Origin of the sequence: Ammoniphilus resinae (assembly GCF_017873965.1) — a bacterium.
GTDB lineage: Bacteria > Bacillota > Bacilli > Aneurinibacillales > RAOX-1 > Ammoniphilus_A > Ammoniphilus_A resinae.
In genome coordinates, this window is record NZ_JAGGKT010000003.1 from 24,691 (window position 1) to 40,468 (window position 15,778).

Genomic DNA, 15,778 nt, shown 5'->3' on the forward strand with positions numbered 1-15,778 from the left:
TAGGGGTAGACAACTAGATTTATCAGAGGAGGATGTACCAGTGATTAATAGTAAGATGAGTGCTGAGCTAAAATCAGGAGAATACTCCGTCTATGATCGGTCGGGAGGTTTTGATTTCGGGGATAAGTCAATGGTTGGAACACATACGTTGTGTATAACCAACTATGGTCGGGTGATTGCCCATGACACAGGGGGAATATTCGGATCGGAACAGGTAATTGATTATAGTTTATCAATCAATGTAACCTTTCTTAATCATTTAATTCAGCTTAGCAGTGTCAGTTATGGGAAATTAACCTTTGATTTCATGATGGGTGTGGAGGAATTTATCAACTTGTTCTCTTCCATTCCGAAGAACAAGTTTACTTTTGTTAACACCACCTCCAGTTATATCCAATGGCAGGGAACAACTTATACTCTTGCGGATTTAATCTTCCTTGAGAATGAATTCCAGTTCAATGGCCAATCTGTTCCTTTTCGTCGGGTAGATTCCTTATCCTTTGATGAACACGGGAAAATGACGATCAAGGGTCATTTTAAAGGAGATGAATATGCTACGCTTTATATTTTCAATCCAAAAATAGATGAATTGAAAAAGATCCAGGATCAATGGAAGAGAACGCCGAAACTCTATGATCTAGTTGGAAAAGATACTACCCTGTGTCCGGTACGATTGCAATATAAGGCTGGAGGCAAAATTCGCTCTTCGGAGATCACCATGGTTTTTCGAGGGGATCAGGTCTTTCTTGTTGATGAAGCTTCACATAAGGTTTTACAATCCTTTTCGATTAAACATGATGAGTGGTATTTTCATTCGAATCACACGATGGCGGTAGTAATGAAGAATGAAATCCCCTATGTGCTGGAATTTGAAACTTCGAGTGCAAAGAAACGATATGATGATCAATTGGTGAAAAAGGATCTAAAGTTTTATGGCACGTACCAAATCGGCGGCCGCCTGAAGGGGGCGGACTTTCCTAGGGAGCCCATCTATCTTCTATTACATCATAGCGATTTATTATTTTTATTTGCCAATACTTTAACCCTAATGAAGATTTCTCTTCAGGAATTAACGACTGTCCAAAATGAGAATAAGATCTTTCTTCTTCATTTATTAGATCGAGAAATTGGTCTACTGCTTGTATCCCCGCAGGATCCGATTCAGCAGGGCATCCAAGAGAAAGTACGAAGAGAAAAGAACCTTTCCATCGGATATACATCAGATCATCAACCTTTTTATTTAGAACAGGATATGAACCGTTTAGTATTTAAACAGGCCAAGAATAAGGAACTCTTTTCGATTGCCAACCAAGAGGTTAAGGATTTTTCAGTCACTGGTACTCAAGGGGATTTTAGTACAGTTCGTATGGTCTATGGAAATCAAACCCAGGATATTCATCTTCCCACAGCGCTAGTTCCACTTCTGATTCACCAAACTTATTTTTATACAAAAGCACCCATTGTTGGGAAGGTTTCTGAAGATCAACTCTATCTTAGTTGGACAAGGCTAGCCAATGATCACCTGCTTTATTATTTCTTTGGCCAGTTGTTTCTTTTGCAGAAAGGGATAGAAGAAATCCGCAATCAGGTGAAAAACCAAAATGATCGAAATGCGGATCTCATCAATTATATGTACTACGCCATCCAGGAACAAAAGAAACGCTTGGATGCGGTCGCCATTTATTTTCCGGCATCATTACATCGGGATGGTCAGGAATTGCTAGGATCTGAGCTCCAAGAGGATTCATATCGGGGGCTTCAACGAAACCTAATGGGGATTACTTCACAAATTAAGGGATCTTTACATGAAATAGAAAGTGCGCTTTCAGCTGTTTCTTCTATTATTATTCCAAAGGCGGATATGCAAAAGTTTATCGAGGAAAAAGAGAAAAGAGGGTATGATACTTCGATAGCAGTAACAGGAACTGGGATTCTACTAGGTGCTTTAACAGGTGGAATCGGATACGCCTTCCTCTTGCCAGGGGCCTTCATGGGGCTGAATAATTATTTTTCGAGCAGGGACGCTGAAAGATTAGAGCGGATGCGAATAGAAAATGAGTATAATCGGTTGGATTTTTATATGACCAAGGCACTAGATGTTTTTGATCATATGATGCAAACCCTTGTGCCTTATCATGTAGCGGAAGTGAATAGAGCTGCCTTTCAGACCTTCCATTCATTAGCTCCCATCTACCAAAAGGCACTTTCGAATCCGGAGATTAAAGAAGGTTTGTTTAAGAGAATTTCTCAGTACTATACGTTTAAGCAATTACCTGTTGATCAATCGGAAATGATGAAAAAGGAAAACTTAATCGATCAAATCGAGGGTTCTCTGCAGGTCGGTGCTGAATTTGCTAGTTTAATCAATAAGGAGGTAAAATATGTTCCAAAATCCATTGAAATCCCAAGAATTGGGTCAATCTGACCCATTTTCATCGCTTGACGGAGGCGGTAGCAATCAGGGTTTATCCCAGACAAGCCCCTTCACATCTTCAACAGAAACCTTTGTGTCTGAGTCCAGTATCAACCCACATCAACATTTTGTTGATCCACACTATGTGCACGGGTATGACCGGGCAGATGGTGTTCATGTTGATGGCTACTGGAGGGATGGAGACGGCAACACAGACCATGACCTCACTGTTGAACAAGGAGGAGGTTATTTCCAAACAAACCCCGATGGAAATCTGTTTAATAATTTAGGGTAATTAAGCTGATCAAACAAAAGGCCCATGAAGACCAAAGTGTCCATTTGAAAATGAGAAAATGGTCATCATCGGGCCCATGAAGACCAAAATACCCATTTGGAATTGGGAAAACGGTCATCATCGGGCCTATGAAGACCAAAATGCTCATTTAGAATTGGGAAAATGGTCATCATCAGGCTCATGAAGACCAAAATGCTCATTTGGAATTGGGAAAATGGTCATCATCGGGCCTATGAAGACCAAATTGCTCATTTGGAAGTGAGAAAACGGTCATCATCGGGCCTATGAAGACCAAAATACCCATTTTAAAATGCTAAAGTGGTCATCATGATTGCAAAGTAGATCAAATTCTATCTTTTATCCTATGTTTGCAGCCTCCCCCCACCTCTCCCCTTAACAAACTCTTCTTTTTTGCCGATAAAAACAATAGAGTGAATTCGGATACGTTTGAAAGGATTGGATTGGATGATCCAAAAATGGTTTAACCAAATAAGAAAAAAAGAAGTAAACGGGCCAGCGGCTGCTGTCATTCGATTCGATCAAGAAAAGGACAATGTTCCAACTGTTGTCGCATCGGGTAAGGGCGCTATAGCTCTACAAATTATTGAGAAGGCAAAGGAGCATGGGATTCCCATACAGGAGGATCCTGTTGTCGTAAGTCAATTAATAGATATGGATTTGGGTGAAAATATCCCTCCACAACTTTATTCGGTTATTGCCGAGATCCTTATAATGATTGAGGAATTGGAGAAAAAATTATAGGAAGCGGAGGGAAACAAAATGAAAGTTGGACAGGTATCCACTCAACCTACGCAGGGGATTCGTACGGACAGTTCTGTGGAAATGAAAGAGGGAGAGATCGTTACTTCAACGATTAAAGAAAGGCTTCCTAATAATGAAGCCATTCTCCAGATTCGGGGCAAAGATGTTCAAGTGAAATTCGAAGGTAGTGTTCCTTCCGGAGATAAAGTAACAGTACAAGTTGTAAAGTCTGATGGGGATCTCCCGAAGGTAAAAGCTGTGACTGATGGGGGGAAAGGGCAAAGCGTTGATGCAGATCTCGCAAAAATTTTAAGAAGTCTTGGAGTTTCTCCCACACCTGAATTAAGAGTGGCACTTAAATACGCACTAGACCAAGGATTTCCTTTGGATAAAGCCGCTGTCACAAATTTAACAGCCTTTTTGGAAAAGTATCCGGGAGAAATCAAGCAAAAACTGGAGACAGTGAAGATGATCATCAATAAGGGGGTGGAGATCACGCCGCTGCATCTTAATTCCGTTCATGAGGCTTTGAATGGAAAACCAATCGGTCAGCAATTGATGGACATAGTTACAAGCTTAGGCCTGGATCCAACGTCTTCTCCATTCGAAGCAAAGTCGACTGTTCCAGAAATACTCAAACAAATCAAGGAGATAGTACAGCAGGAACCCAACCTAGAAAAAGCTCTCAAACTAGTTCGTGAACATTTAGCCAACGTTCCACATCTTGATCGGGAACTAACAATCAAGTTGGAAAGAGCTCTTAGCGAAGCCCAACAGCTACTCCAACTGGGAAGGGAAGGTTCGGCCCAGGTACGAGTGAATCAAGCCATTCAATTAGTGGAGATGAAGAGCAGCGAAGTACCTGCTAGTACAACACAGATCGATTCCCAAACAGCATCTTTACAACAAGGCGATACAGACAAACGGATCGGGACCGATTCAATGGATGAGCGTCTTACCTCTTTCCAACTAGGAGAAGAGCTGGTTGCTGGAATTCCAACGGGCGCTCGGGATATTGCCATCACACATATAACCAAGCGGATGGCACAAGCTACGGTTGAATTTAAAGAGCTTAAAAGGGAAGCGGCACGAAATTTAGATATCCTGCTCAGATTTACAGACGGAATGAAACACAATGTCTATCCGCAAGTAAAGGAAATGATCCAATCAACCATTGATATCATTGACAAAGCTATTTTGAAAAGTGATTTTATCATGTTTGCGGATATGGAAACGGAAAAAAAGATGTTGGGTATGAGCATGGATTTAGCTACCGCTAAAAAGTTAGTAGCGAATGGAGAGAATGCACAAGCGGCAACAATCCTCCAAGAGATTAAAACAAAGTTAGAAAAGCTGAATTGGCGTCCTGCTGATGTGAAGATTAGACATATGGTTGATCAGTTTCCCAATGAAACGAATCCTGTCAAAGAGGTCGTAAAACACCATGTTGATCCCTTTCTTGGCTCGGAAAAATTGGACGGTTCCGCAAGAAATACTTTTGAACTTTTTCGCTCCCTTGGTCTGAACTATGACAGCGAAGCAGCACAATCCCTCGTATCCCCACAAAGTGGGGGGAATGAGGAGCACCTACAAAAAAATATGAAGGCTGTCATGATGAAACTTCTTCATACAGATGGAAATGTGCCATTAGATTCTAAGGTGGATCAGCAGGCTAAGGAATTCGTGCAACATATAACGGGGCAGCAGCTATTAAGTAAAAGTGATACAGGCTCTTTACAAACGATGTTTTTCTCCTTACCGTTCATGATGGGAGCAAAAACAGAAACGGTTAAGCTTTATGTGAACGGAAAAAAAGAGGGGCAGAAAATAGATTGGGAGAATTGTAATTTATATTTTCTAATGGATACGAAGAAAATTGGAGAATTGGGGATCTTATTGAATGCCAATAATCGGAATTTATCTATTACCTTGAAAAACGACCATCCGGGTTTTAAAGAAAAAATGGAGACGATCGCTAATCGGTGCAAAGGAAAGCTTGAGGAGATCGGATACAATATTGCTTCACTTCAATTTACTAAGTTGACAACGGAACCAATCGAGAAAAAAATAAGTGAACCCACGAAACCCCTTGCTCCAGCAACACCGAAAGGGTTTGATTTCACAATATGATCCATAAAACATTTCATTTCGATAGAAAAAGGGCAATACAGGATCAATCAGCCGCTATTATTCGTTACAATGAAGGATTTGATCAAGCCCCAATGATTGTTGCGCAGGCAAAGGGAAACTTAGCCAATAAAATCATTCAACTTGCAAAAGAGCAAAACATCCCTTTACAAGAAGACTCCCAATTCATCGGAAATCTTCTAGACATGGATCTGGGGGATTCGGTTCCACCACAACTTTATTCAGTGATGGCTGAAATTTTTTTAATGATCGAGGAAATCACGAAGAATGCTTAATAAATGATTCTAACGTGTCGATATAATATATAACTCAACTCGAAATGGTGGGGGTAATATGGAAGAGAAACTATCACAGCTAACAGAAGAAATAGTCTATAAAAAAACACCCCAGGAAATTACCAACCTTCTCTACCAGGCCTGTAAAGAAAAAATAGAAAAGGCCATTGTGTTAATGAAAAAGAAGGATTACATAGAGGCGAACCGTCTACTCCAGAAAGGTAATGATTTATTGTATCGGTTAGGGGCGGGCATAAACTATGAAGCTGGAATTGTTGCTGATCAACTTGAAGCATTATATGATTACATGGCTAATGCGTTGATTGAGGCAAACATTAAAAAGGATATTTCCAAACTTGAAGAAGTCCTTCAAATCCTTCACATTGTTCAAGAAGCTTGGAGCCAAGCAATGATGAAAGGGGTAGACAACACCAATCGCTTGATGCGAAAAAAGGTATTAGCCTACGATCAAGATTTTCATGACAATTATGGAGCTATCGATAGAAAAGAATAAGGGGAAGATAACAAATGCGTATCAATCATAATATTCAGGCATTAAATACATATCGTCAATTATCACAAAACCAGGGAACCATATCCAAGCATTTGGAAAGACTATCTTCTGGCTTGAGAATTAACCGGGCAGCAGATGATGCTGCTGGACTAGCTATTTCCGAAAAAATGCGTTCTCAGATTAAGGGGCTTGCCATGGCTGAAAGAAATGCATTGGATGGAATTTCCCTTATTCAAACGGCAGAGGGTGCACTTAATGAAACCAACGCAATCTTACAGCGTATGCGAGAACTAGCCGTACAAGCCGCGAATGACACGATGACGGATGAGGATCGGGTCAATATTCAAAAGGAAGTCAATGCATTAACCGATGAAATCAACCGGATTGGAAATACAACGAACTTTAATACGAGGAAACTTTTGAATGGGGATGTATCAGCCAATGTTGCCACACCTGCTAGAATTGTAGGTGAAGACTTGGGCGCTAGTGTGGAAATTATCCCAGCTTCAACCAAAGGAACCGCGACAGGGACTGCTGTTAACAATCCCGTTGAAATTCATGGGGATACAAATGGGTTTGCAACAGGAAATATCAAAGTTAATGATACTGATTTAACCGGTACCCCCATAACTATTAATAGTTCAAATAATGAATTAACGCTAACAGTTGGTGGAGTACAAAAAACAATTGTACTGACTGATGGTGTAACTTATAATGGAACAGCTCCAACAGATTTAGCTGCACTAATTAATGATATTAAAGCCGAACTAGATGCAGCTTTCGGCTCGGGGCAGGCGACAGCAGCAGTTGACTCAAATGGCTTTTTGCAAATCACAGACAATACCACCACAGGTGCAAATAGTATAGTTACCATTGACGGGGGAAATGCTGCAGCAACTTTATTTGGATCCCCCATCACCTCTACTAGTGGGGCGAAAAATGACGAATTAACTTTTGAACTGGACGGGGTCCCACAAACCATTACGCTTTCACAAGGAACCTACAGTACACCAACTGACCTAATTAATGAGTTAAATACGCTAGCAACTACTCCTGCTCCAGGCATTGCAGTTACCTTCTCACTGAATGGGAACGCAATTGTAGCTGCAAGCAACTCCTCTGGAGCAACTAGTTCTGTTACGAACATTGGAGGGGATGCCGCAACGGATCTTGGTCTGGTTGGAGCAACAATTGTAAATGGGAAAGATCAAAATAATGAATTAAAAATCAATGTAGAAGGTACCGAAGTCACAGCTATTATTCCAGATGCAACCTATACTGATCTAGATGTCTTAGCAACCGCTGTTCAAGATGCAGTGAATACGGCTTTGGCGGCAGCTGGGTCGTCTGCAACTGTGAATGTTACGCACTCCAATGGAAACCTAACGATCGAAGATACAAAAGACGGGAAATTAAGTACAATTGAAATTACCAATGGAACAGCAGCCACAATAGAAAACAAGGCAGCAGCTAACGCATTAGGTTTCATTGGGGATGGGATCACAAATTCTTCTGATATGGGAGAGGACGGCTCAGATAACGCCCTTCAGATGCAAATAGGATCTAACAAAGGAGACCAATTGGCGATATCCATCGATGATGCTCGTGCATTTGCGCTTGGACTGACTCATACGGTTTCGTCAACGATGGCTTTTACCGGCCATGACGGAAGCACAATTGATGTGGAATATTCTTCAACCAATACCATAACCAATAATGGGGTTACTGAGTATGTCCTTGATATTTCCACCCACGATGCAGCAGAAAAAGCGATCTCAGTAATTGATAACTCAATTACGGTTATTACGACGCAACGTGCCAATCTGGGGGCTGTGCAAAATCGCTTAGAACATACCATTAGTAACCTTGGTACAACAAACGAAAACTTAACAGCTTCGGAGTCACGTATTCGTGATGCAGATATGGCAATGGAAATGGCGGAGTTCACGAAAAACAATATCATTAATCAAGCTGCCACAGCTATGTTAGCTCAGGCAAATCAATTGCCACAGGGGATTCTTCAACTGCTTAAATAAGGGATCGTCTATTAGGGTCAATTGATAGAGGGCTAAGTCACATGGCTTAACCCTCTTTTTTGTTCACCCTTGGATGAATTCGTTTTGTACATAGTGGTTGTAGATGTAGAATCCCTACCAATGTGATAAATTAAGATGTAGAAATGATCCGAAAGGTTGTGCAGCCATGGAAGTCAGCAAAATTGGACGAGCGGGGCTTGAAAAAATAAAAGGGAAACAAGATGTCCCGGGGGAAAGTATTTCCTTCTCCGAATTGATGCAAAAGAAGCGCAATGAAGCCACGATGGAGAAGTTCCATAAATTAATTCAAGATATTGATGATCAAGGGAAGGTTTTGGCTGAAACCTGCACAGTTGAGGAACTTCGGAAATATAAAGGCCTGGTTAAAGAACTTTTGGATGATACCGTGAAAAATGGGGTGGCTCTAGAAGAACGGCAGGGTTTCAATCGTCGGGGACGGACGAAAATTTATAAAATCATTACGGAAGTTGATAAAAAATTGCTGGAGCTAACAGACGCCGTATTAAAAAAGGAAGAAAAGGGTCTTCGCATTCTCGATCTAGTGGGAGAAATCAAAGGGATGTTGGTGAACATCTATGCTTAGAAGACGGCTGAAGTGGAAATAGCGGAAAATTTTTCCGTTATCCTTGAGAATCGGAAGAAAATCAGCAAAATAACAGAAAAACTTTCCGCTATTGGACCAAATGACCGATTTTAAGTGTCTTCAGACATAGTTAACGGAAAATATTTCCGTTATTTGTTTAAAATCTGACTTGAAATCATGATTAGCGGAAAAATTTTCCGCTAAATCTGTCGGCCAAAGGTGCTAGGTTAAGGAAGGGATCAACCCCTTCCTGTTTTTCATTTAATCCTTGGTTCCTATCAATCTAGTAATAAATGAATTTCCATTTTCCCTGCAGATTCGAAGCTGGCAGATAGATGAACGGCACTTTTGAATCCTGAAATCGTAGTATCGCCCTGCATAATGGTTGGAGAGGTAATATCTGTTTTGATTCCATCTTCATAAATACTCGTTGACAGTCTTCCCGCAATCATGTTTCCTAACTCCCCGCTAAAAGAAGGCAACATGTCTCCATCAAGTGGCATGCCAAACATGGCTTCCCCAATTATGCTGAATACACCAGGCTCCCCAGATAATACAAGCTTCCCTTTAAAATCACCTGTAATTCCAACCAACACGCCAAAAATCATTTTTAATGGTGTTTCTAATAAACGCGGTTTTTCTATGTCTAGATTTAATGGGATTGTTTTTTGTAGAGAAGAAACGGTTCCATTCAGTAAATGGGTAACGGTATTCACTTTGTGCTGTGCAATTGATAACAAACATATCATCCTTTCGCGATCGCTCTATCAATCTAGGTCCTAAGTCTTATATATGTATAATGAGGGATTTTTTTACCAATTTCAATACTTTTCATCAAAATTCGTCATTTTTTAACACGAGTGAAAAGCTCTCTCGTTTTTTATGAAGCGAAATAAAGGGAAAAACACCGCCTCCCTGGGTCAAAAAGTCAACAAGGATTAGGTGTTTTTAAAATTTTAATATGAACAAGGAACAATAAGCTAATCTGTGATAGTCCGTTCACTTATTTCATCTTAAGGTAATTATATTTATCCACCATAACAAAATCGCAGTTTGGAACGAGTGGGCTTTTTCGAAGTTGCAAGGAAAAATCATTTAGTAGACGAGTTAAACTTGTCCGCTCATTTTCGGGGATTATAAGTTCTAATCCATATTGGTAGATATCATCTTGGGCTTGTCTCTGCCAAACAATAGCACCTTGCACCTGAATCCATGTATCAAGAATTCTGGTTTTAAATTCAAGAATGATGTCTTTAAGAACAGCCAACTTGATTTGGGAGAGAAAACGCAACCCACCTATTCCGATATCTTCGATTAAGACCTCTGTGCTGCCAAGCTCAACTTCTTTTCCTTTCACCTGGGTAATGGTCATAGAAGCACTCAATGGAAAATCAAGCTGAATTCTGAAAAATTTCCGCTGATTTTCGAAGATCTTTTCGCTTGTTTCGCCCGTGGGATCAATGGGATCTAATCGTTTCATTTTTAAGAGCTTAGTAAAACGGTCGGCTGGTACCGCTTCAGAAAAGATAAATCCCTGGATGATATCACATTTGAATCTTCTTGTTAAGTTCAATTGTTCTTGTTTTTCCACCCCCTCTGCCACAACTGTCATGTTTAAATGATGGGCTAATTCAACAATCGAGCTAAGAATAAATTGGGTATCCTTATCCTCTAAATCCTTAATAAAGGAACGATCAATTTTAATGGTGTCTATTTTATCCTTAAATTGTTTTAGATAGGCAAGCGAGGAATAACCTGTACCAAAGTCATCCAAAGCAATCTTTATACCCATTTTTTTCAATTCGCTTAACGTATTTAAAACAGTCTCTCGGTTTTCCATAAGAATGGTTTCTGTAATTTCAATTTCTAAGTATTGCGGGTCTAGATTCGATTCATTGAGGAAATCACTCACGTTTTTTAAGAGATCTTTATGTAGGAATCGATGGGCAGAAAGATTAATAGAAATGGGAATGGTTGGTAGACCTGTGTTTTGCCATGCTTTGTTTTGAGAACAAGCTGCTTGTTTAACCCATTTGCTCAGTTTAAGAATTAATCCAGTTTCTTCCGCTAACGGAATAAATTCGTTTGGGGATACAAGTCCCCATTCAGGATGGTTCCAACGGATTAAAGCCTCAACACCTACTATTTCACTTGAGACGGCGTGGACCATGGGTTGATAGTATAATTCCAATTGATCATTTTCAATGGCTTTACGCAGGTCTCTTTCCAAGGTGAAGATCTTGTACGTTTGTACATTCAAAGACGGAGTATAGATATGGTAGGTATTCTTCCCTTGTTCTTTCGCTCGGTGAAGGGCTGAATCGGCATTTTTCATTAATGTTTGTGAATCTTCTCCATCATTAGGATACAGGCTTATTCCGATACTTGTTGTAATATACAACTCATAATTATCGATCAAAAATGGCTTTTCTAACAAATTAATCATGAATTTTGCAATCGTAACCACTTGGTTGGTATCTGTAATGTTTGATAGGATCACCATAAATTCATCCCCACCCATTCGGGCAAGTACACTATGATCTTTAACACTTTCCTGCAATCGTTTAGAAATCTCTGTTAATAACTTGTCTCCAACAGAGTGGCCTAAGGTATCATTAATATATTTAAAGCGATCCATATCTAAATACATGATTGCTATTTTTTGTTGTAAGGTGTTGCTGATGAGGATGGCTTGTTCTAGTTTTTCTTCGAACAAACGTCTATTTGGCAGATTGGTTAAAGCGTCATGATAGGCAAGATATTTATTCAATTCCTCTGCTTTTTTACGGGTAATGTCTTCATGCTTTTTATTTGTGATGTCTTTTGCAATTCCAAATACCCCCACGATTTTCCTGTCAACAACAATGGGCAGATTGGTTACGTCCACAAAAACTTCATGACCTTGCTTGTGAACACAAATGATTTCATATCTCTGCGGCTCGCCTTTCATAGCTTTAAAAAACCCATTCCATGTATCCTTTAAAAAATCCTTATGTATTAAAAAATCAAAGTGGGACTTAATCAATTCACTTTTCGCGAAGCCCAATAGCTTTTCCAAGGACGGATTACAATCAATAAAATTCCCATCAATATCAAAATAAGAAATTCCATCCGGATGGTGCTCAAAAAGAGATTTGTAGAGTTGTTTTCTTTCTTGGAGCAAATTTTTTAATTTTTTCTCTTCGCCGACCTCCTTCGCAATTCCGTAAATACCGGTGATTTGATCGTTTACAGCCAAAGGGATCACAGTGATATTAAATTCAATGGTATCCCCATCTTTGTGAATTAATAACGTATCGTAATTTTGCGCCACTCCTCGAGTAGCTTGATTATATATATCCTGAACACGAGGGGTTTCTTCCGTTGTGATAAAACGCTGAAATGAACCATAAATTTCATCCTCTGCATACCCAAGGATATCCGTAAAGGCTTGGTTTGCTTCAAGAAGGTTTCCTTGTAAATCCAGAGAAAATACGATATCTGGATGGTAATCAAACAATGATCGATAAAATAGATCAGAAGTAACCATTTTTCCTTGACTCGACTCAAAAATCATAGACTTTTTATTACTTAAAATCTTCTCCAAAAAACCCATCCATTTTTCACCTTCCATCATAATAACCGAAACATTTTACTAAGATTATACAATAAAAAGAGGGGATAAATCATTCGAAAATATTACCACACTTTAAAAAGTAAAGGTGGATTGAATTTTTATTAGCTATCTAAATAAACAGGGATGTGTGCAAAATGGTGAAGGAGGGTAGAGTGGGGAGGGGAGTTTGTTTAAAAAGTTAAAACAACTCCCATATCTTATATAAACCATAACCGCTCAAACAACCAAGCCCAATACTTGCGCCAATCACAGAGGCAATCCATGCAGCAGAAACGGGTTGTTTTTCTTGAGTTTGAGCGGGAATAAAAACACTTACGTTTGTTCGAAGATTGCGGATGTAAACTCCGTCTTTTTGCTCAACAGGAGCTGTGAAGATGAGTCGATTCGTTGTTGGTTGATTTTTTTCGGGCTGCTTCCTTGAATGCAATAGAAAAGAAAGGAGAGAAAAAAGTAAAATGCTGCCAATCGCAAACCAAAAGAATCCCATATGTATCACTCCTTTATAATAATCTGCGGATGAGTTGGATGGCATGATCGGCTTCCCGTTTAAAATGCTCATCCCGAAGGGATTGATAGAGAGCCATGTATTGATTGTAGGTGTCTAGCAATTGATCTATCATTTTCAAACGAGTTGTACTAGGCAAGAGGATCTTGGACATTTTCAACGCTCCTTTTTAAAACTATTTTGAACATGATCGGAGATTTTTAAACAGATTACTTAAAAGGTATGTGGGGAAATGTTTTGTAAGTACTTCAAAGATTAAAAACGGTATAAATAAAGTCTTCATGAACAAATTGTTCTTATTAAAGAACAATTCTATACTCAATAAGATATTCCTGCGGAGATTTTAAAAAAATTTCATTATTTAAGGGTCCAAACAAATAAAAACAGCTGATCGTTTTGATCAGCTGTCCTCTTCTACAGGCAAGAATCTTCCTTTTAATATCGATGTTGTCAATTCATTAATTTTCAGGTTCAAGGTTATTTCGTCCACTGTTAGAACAAATCGTTTATTCTCAACATGGTATTCCATGTTATGATTCCCTTGAACTTTATAGGCTATTAGATTACGATTTCTAGTTTCTGCGCTTCTTTTAATTTTATAAAGAACATGAAATATTTCACCCCAAACAGGTAGAGATGAATTTATTTGTGATAGTTTAACAAAACGTAAAATTTGCTGTCCTGTAGTCAATCCCTTATGATTGTTCATTTCTCACACCCACTATTGCTTAGAATGGGCAAGTGATGTTATGACAGTCTAGTGATGTTTTGCAACCCAGCCGTCATAGCACCCTCTGCCTTAGACCCGATGGCTTTGCGTCCTTATCTTTCGATAAGTTTGCCCTTGAGAAATCATTAAATCCAAGTATAATCCGTAAATTAGATTCAGTCACTAGCAAAAACGAGGAATATCGACAAATTCATTAACTAAACACCCAGAAAAAAGGAAAAAAGTCCTATTTTATGTTATATTATAAGGTAGAATGCTAGGTCGATTGTATTGTGTTGTATTAAATTCCATAGTGTAAAAACACGCCCAAGACGTACTTAATAGTAATAGGACAATTTTGGAGAGGGGCATTGAAAAAAATGAACAATAATATGGGTATGAAAATTATAGAAAACCATCTGAAAGTTGGTTTGTTGTTATCTATTCAGATGATAAACGATCAAGATAATCTAACAAAGCACCATAAATCAAGAATAGCAGATTTCAAAGGAGATTTAATAGCCATTGAAGTTCCGATCTCTGAAGAAGATGGGAAAATGAAAAGCTTTGCACAGGATTCGGAAGTTGCAGTTTCTTTTATAGTAGAAGGAGGATCAAGGTATGGTTTCGAAAGTAAAGTGGTTGAGAGAATGAACGAGAATATTCCTTTACTCTTAATTACCATGCCGCAACCAGATAAAATAATAAAGATTCAACAGAGGGACTACCTAAGGGTGCCCGCTAATTTAGTTTTGAAACTAAAAACGGTAGAAAGTAATCAATCCGTTCAAGTAACCACGGTTGATGTAAGTGGTGGGGGAATCGCCTTCACTGCTGATAAAAGTCTTAGCTTTGCAAAAGGAAATGAATTAGATTGCGTTATAGAAGTACCTCGTGATCGAGGGGAAAATGAGTTGTTAGAATTCAATGCAACGGTTATTCGCGTTATTCCTCCCACCGAAGAGCGATTGGTTCAAGTGATTGCCATCAAGATCACTGAAATTCAAGAACGTAATCGAGATAAAATTATTCGTTACTGTTTTAAGCGACAGGTAGAGTTGCGGAAAAAATTATATCTATAAAAATATAAAGTGAGGAAGAACCTTGAAGGGGCGCTTTCTCGCCTTTTTCTTTTGTACCTATTTTCCAATTGAAAGGAACACAGCTGCATCATGAAAATCGGAGAGCTTGTACAAGCATTTAATGGTGGAGATATCCAGCACATCAATCAAAATCCTCATTTGCATCCGATCAACCTATCCAAGGTTTTAATCGCCCTCGGATATTCATATGAAAATAAGAAATTTGTCTGGAAACATAGACGTAAAGAACCATTGGATGGGAATGTGGAGGACTATATTATAAGGGTGCTGGGAATGCCCATTGGTGAGTTGGTCCAAAAGCTGAATCGGGGAGAGTCTTTAGAGAAAATCAGTACAGAGTTGGACCTGCAAAGTAAAACCATTCTGAAACTCTTAAAGGTGATTGGCTATGTCCAAGAAAATAATCAATGGATCTGGAAAGGGGAGGGGAGTCCTCCGCTCGCATATAATGTTTTGGATTTTGTCATTCGCGGGAAGACACTATGGCAGCGAATCAGGATATGGATTATTCCGATCCTTCTTGGCGGAATGCTTCTTTATGGTGGGATACAAACCTGGAAAGGGGACATCATTGGGGATTTCTATGTATATCGAGCAGAAGCCATGGTGCTAAAAAGTATCGGTCCCGATCACTTACTTGTTAAACATAATGGAAGATACTTTGTCTTATTCGGTCAAGGGGATCTTTTCCCGCAAATGAAAGGTGAATATATGAAAGTTTTAGTTAGTCGCAACCGCTATGGGTGGGTAGGGTATGTGATTCAAGTTCCCGGAAAGGAATCTTAAAGGAAATAATAG

The 15,778-nt window shown here is 39.3% G+C and carries 15 protein-coding genes and 1 riboswitch; of the genes, 10 read left to right on the forward strand and 5 right to left on the reverse strand.

Annotation, left to right across the window (positions count from 1 at the left end; all coding sequences use genetic code 11):
• Positions 1–40 precede the first annotated feature (40 nt).
• The 8 genes from J2Z37_RS07215 (at position 41) to J2Z37_RS07255 (ending at position 9,047) form a co-directional block, all read left to right on the forward strand.
• Positions 41–2,425 carry a hypothetical protein gene (locus tag J2Z37_RS07215; RefSeq protein WP_209809577.1) on the forward strand — a complete coding sequence of 795 codons (2,385 nt, stop codon included), beginning with the start codon at positions 41–43 and terminating at the stop codon, positions 2,423–2,425.
• Positions 2,382–2,708: a hypothetical protein gene (locus tag J2Z37_RS07220; protein WP_245203647.1), complete on the forward strand. Its 327-nt coding sequence runs from the start codon at positions 2,382–2,384 to the stop codon at positions 2,706–2,708. Before J2Z37_RS07215 ends, J2Z37_RS07220 begins: the two co-directional genes overlap by 44 nt.
• 465 nt (positions 2,709–3,173) lie before the next feature.
• Positions 3,174–3,470 (forward strand): EscU/YscU/HrcU family type III secretion system export apparatus switch protein, encoded by a 297-nt coding sequence (locus J2Z37_RS07225; RefSeq protein WP_209809578.1) that lies wholly within the window; start codon positions 3,174–3,176, stop codon positions 3,468–3,470.
• A gap of 18 nt (positions 3,471–3,488) precedes the next feature.
• The gene (locus tag J2Z37_RS07230) at positions 3,489–5,600 is read left to right on the forward strand and encodes a hypothetical protein (RefSeq protein WP_209809579.1); all 2,112 of its coding nucleotides are present in this window, start codon (positions 3,489–3,491) and stop codon (positions 5,598–5,600) included.
• The gene (locus J2Z37_RS07235; RefSeq protein WP_209809580.1) at positions 5,597–5,893 is read left to right on the forward strand and encodes an EscU/YscU/HrcU family type III secretion system export apparatus switch protein; all 297 of its coding nucleotides are present in this window, start codon (positions 5,597–5,599) and stop codon (positions 5,891–5,893) included. Before J2Z37_RS07230 ends, J2Z37_RS07235 begins: the two co-directional genes overlap by 4 nt.
• Positions 5,894–5,951: 58 nt before the next feature.
• A complete protein-coding gene (gene fliS, locus J2Z37_RS07240) occupies positions 5,952–6,407 on the forward strand; it encodes a flagellar export chaperone FliS (protein WP_209809581.1) in 456 nt (151 codons plus the stop codon).
• A gap of 14 nt (positions 6,408–6,421) precedes the next feature.
• Positions 6,422–8,443, forward strand: coding sequence for a flagellin N-terminal helical domain-containing protein (locus J2Z37_RS25770; RefSeq protein WP_280922177.1), 2,022 nt, complete (start codon positions 6,422–6,424; stop codon positions 8,441–8,443).
• A gap of 166 nt (positions 8,444–8,609) precedes the next feature.
• Positions 8,610–9,047, forward strand: coding sequence for a YaaR family protein (locus J2Z37_RS07255; RefSeq protein ID WP_209809582.1), 438 nt, complete (start codon positions 8,610–8,612; stop codon positions 9,045–9,047).
• A 278-nt stretch (positions 9,048–9,325) separates the two neighbouring features.
• Here the strand turns inward: J2Z37_RS07255 and J2Z37_RS07260 are convergent, their stop codons facing one another.
• The 5 genes from J2Z37_RS07260 to J2Z37_RS07280 all read right to left on the reverse strand — a co-directional run bounded on the left by J2Z37_RS07260 (position 9,326) and on the right by J2Z37_RS07280 (position 13,877).
• A complete protein-coding gene (locus J2Z37_RS07260; protein WP_245203648.1) occupies positions 9,326–9,787 on the reverse strand; it encodes a chemotaxis protein CheX in 462 nt (153 codons plus the stop codon).
• A gap of 263 nt (positions 9,788–10,050) precedes the next feature.
• Positions 10,051–12,642: an EAL domain-containing protein gene (locus J2Z37_RS07265; RefSeq protein ID WP_209809584.1), complete on the reverse strand. Its 2,592-nt coding sequence runs from the start codon at positions 12,640–12,642 to the stop codon at positions 10,051–10,053.
• A 199-nt stretch (positions 12,643–12,841) separates the two neighbouring features.
• Positions 12,842–13,150, reverse strand: a complete 309-nt coding sequence (locus tag J2Z37_RS07270; protein WP_209809585.1) for a hypothetical protein — start codon at positions 13,148–13,150, stop codon at positions 12,842–12,844.
• Positions 13,151–13,163: 13 nt separating this feature from the next.
• Complete coding sequence (locus J2Z37_RS07275) at positions 13,164–13,322, reverse strand: hypothetical protein (RefSeq protein WP_209809586.1); 159 nt, start codon at positions 13,320–13,322, stop codon at positions 13,164–13,166.
• 246 nt (positions 13,323–13,568) lie between these two features.
• Positions 13,569–13,877 carry a hypothetical protein gene (locus J2Z37_RS07280; protein WP_209809587.1) on the reverse strand — a complete coding sequence of 103 codons (309 nt, stop codon included), beginning with the start codon at positions 13,875–13,877 and terminating at the stop codon, positions 13,569–13,571.
• 57 nt (positions 13,878–13,934) lie between these two features.
• Positions 13,935–14,021, reverse strand: a riboswitch (cyclic di-GMP riboswitch).
• Positions 14,022–14,257: 236 nt separating this feature from the next.
• On the opposite strand from J2Z37_RS07280, the gene J2Z37_RS07285 reads away from it, so the two are divergent.
• Both J2Z37_RS07285 and J2Z37_RS07290 read left to right on the forward strand, forming a co-directional pair.
• Positions 14,258–14,959 carry a flagellar brake protein gene (locus J2Z37_RS07285; RefSeq protein ID WP_245203667.1) on the forward strand — a complete coding sequence of 234 codons (702 nt, stop codon included), beginning with the start codon at positions 14,258–14,260 and terminating at the stop codon, positions 14,957–14,959.
• A gap of 90 nt (positions 14,960–15,049) precedes the next feature.
• On the forward strand, positions 15,050–15,766 hold the full coding sequence (locus J2Z37_RS07290) for a hypothetical protein (RefSeq protein ID WP_209809589.1): 717 nt from the start codon (positions 15,050–15,052) through the stop codon (positions 15,764–15,766).
• Positions 15,767–15,778 lie beyond the last annotated feature (12 nt).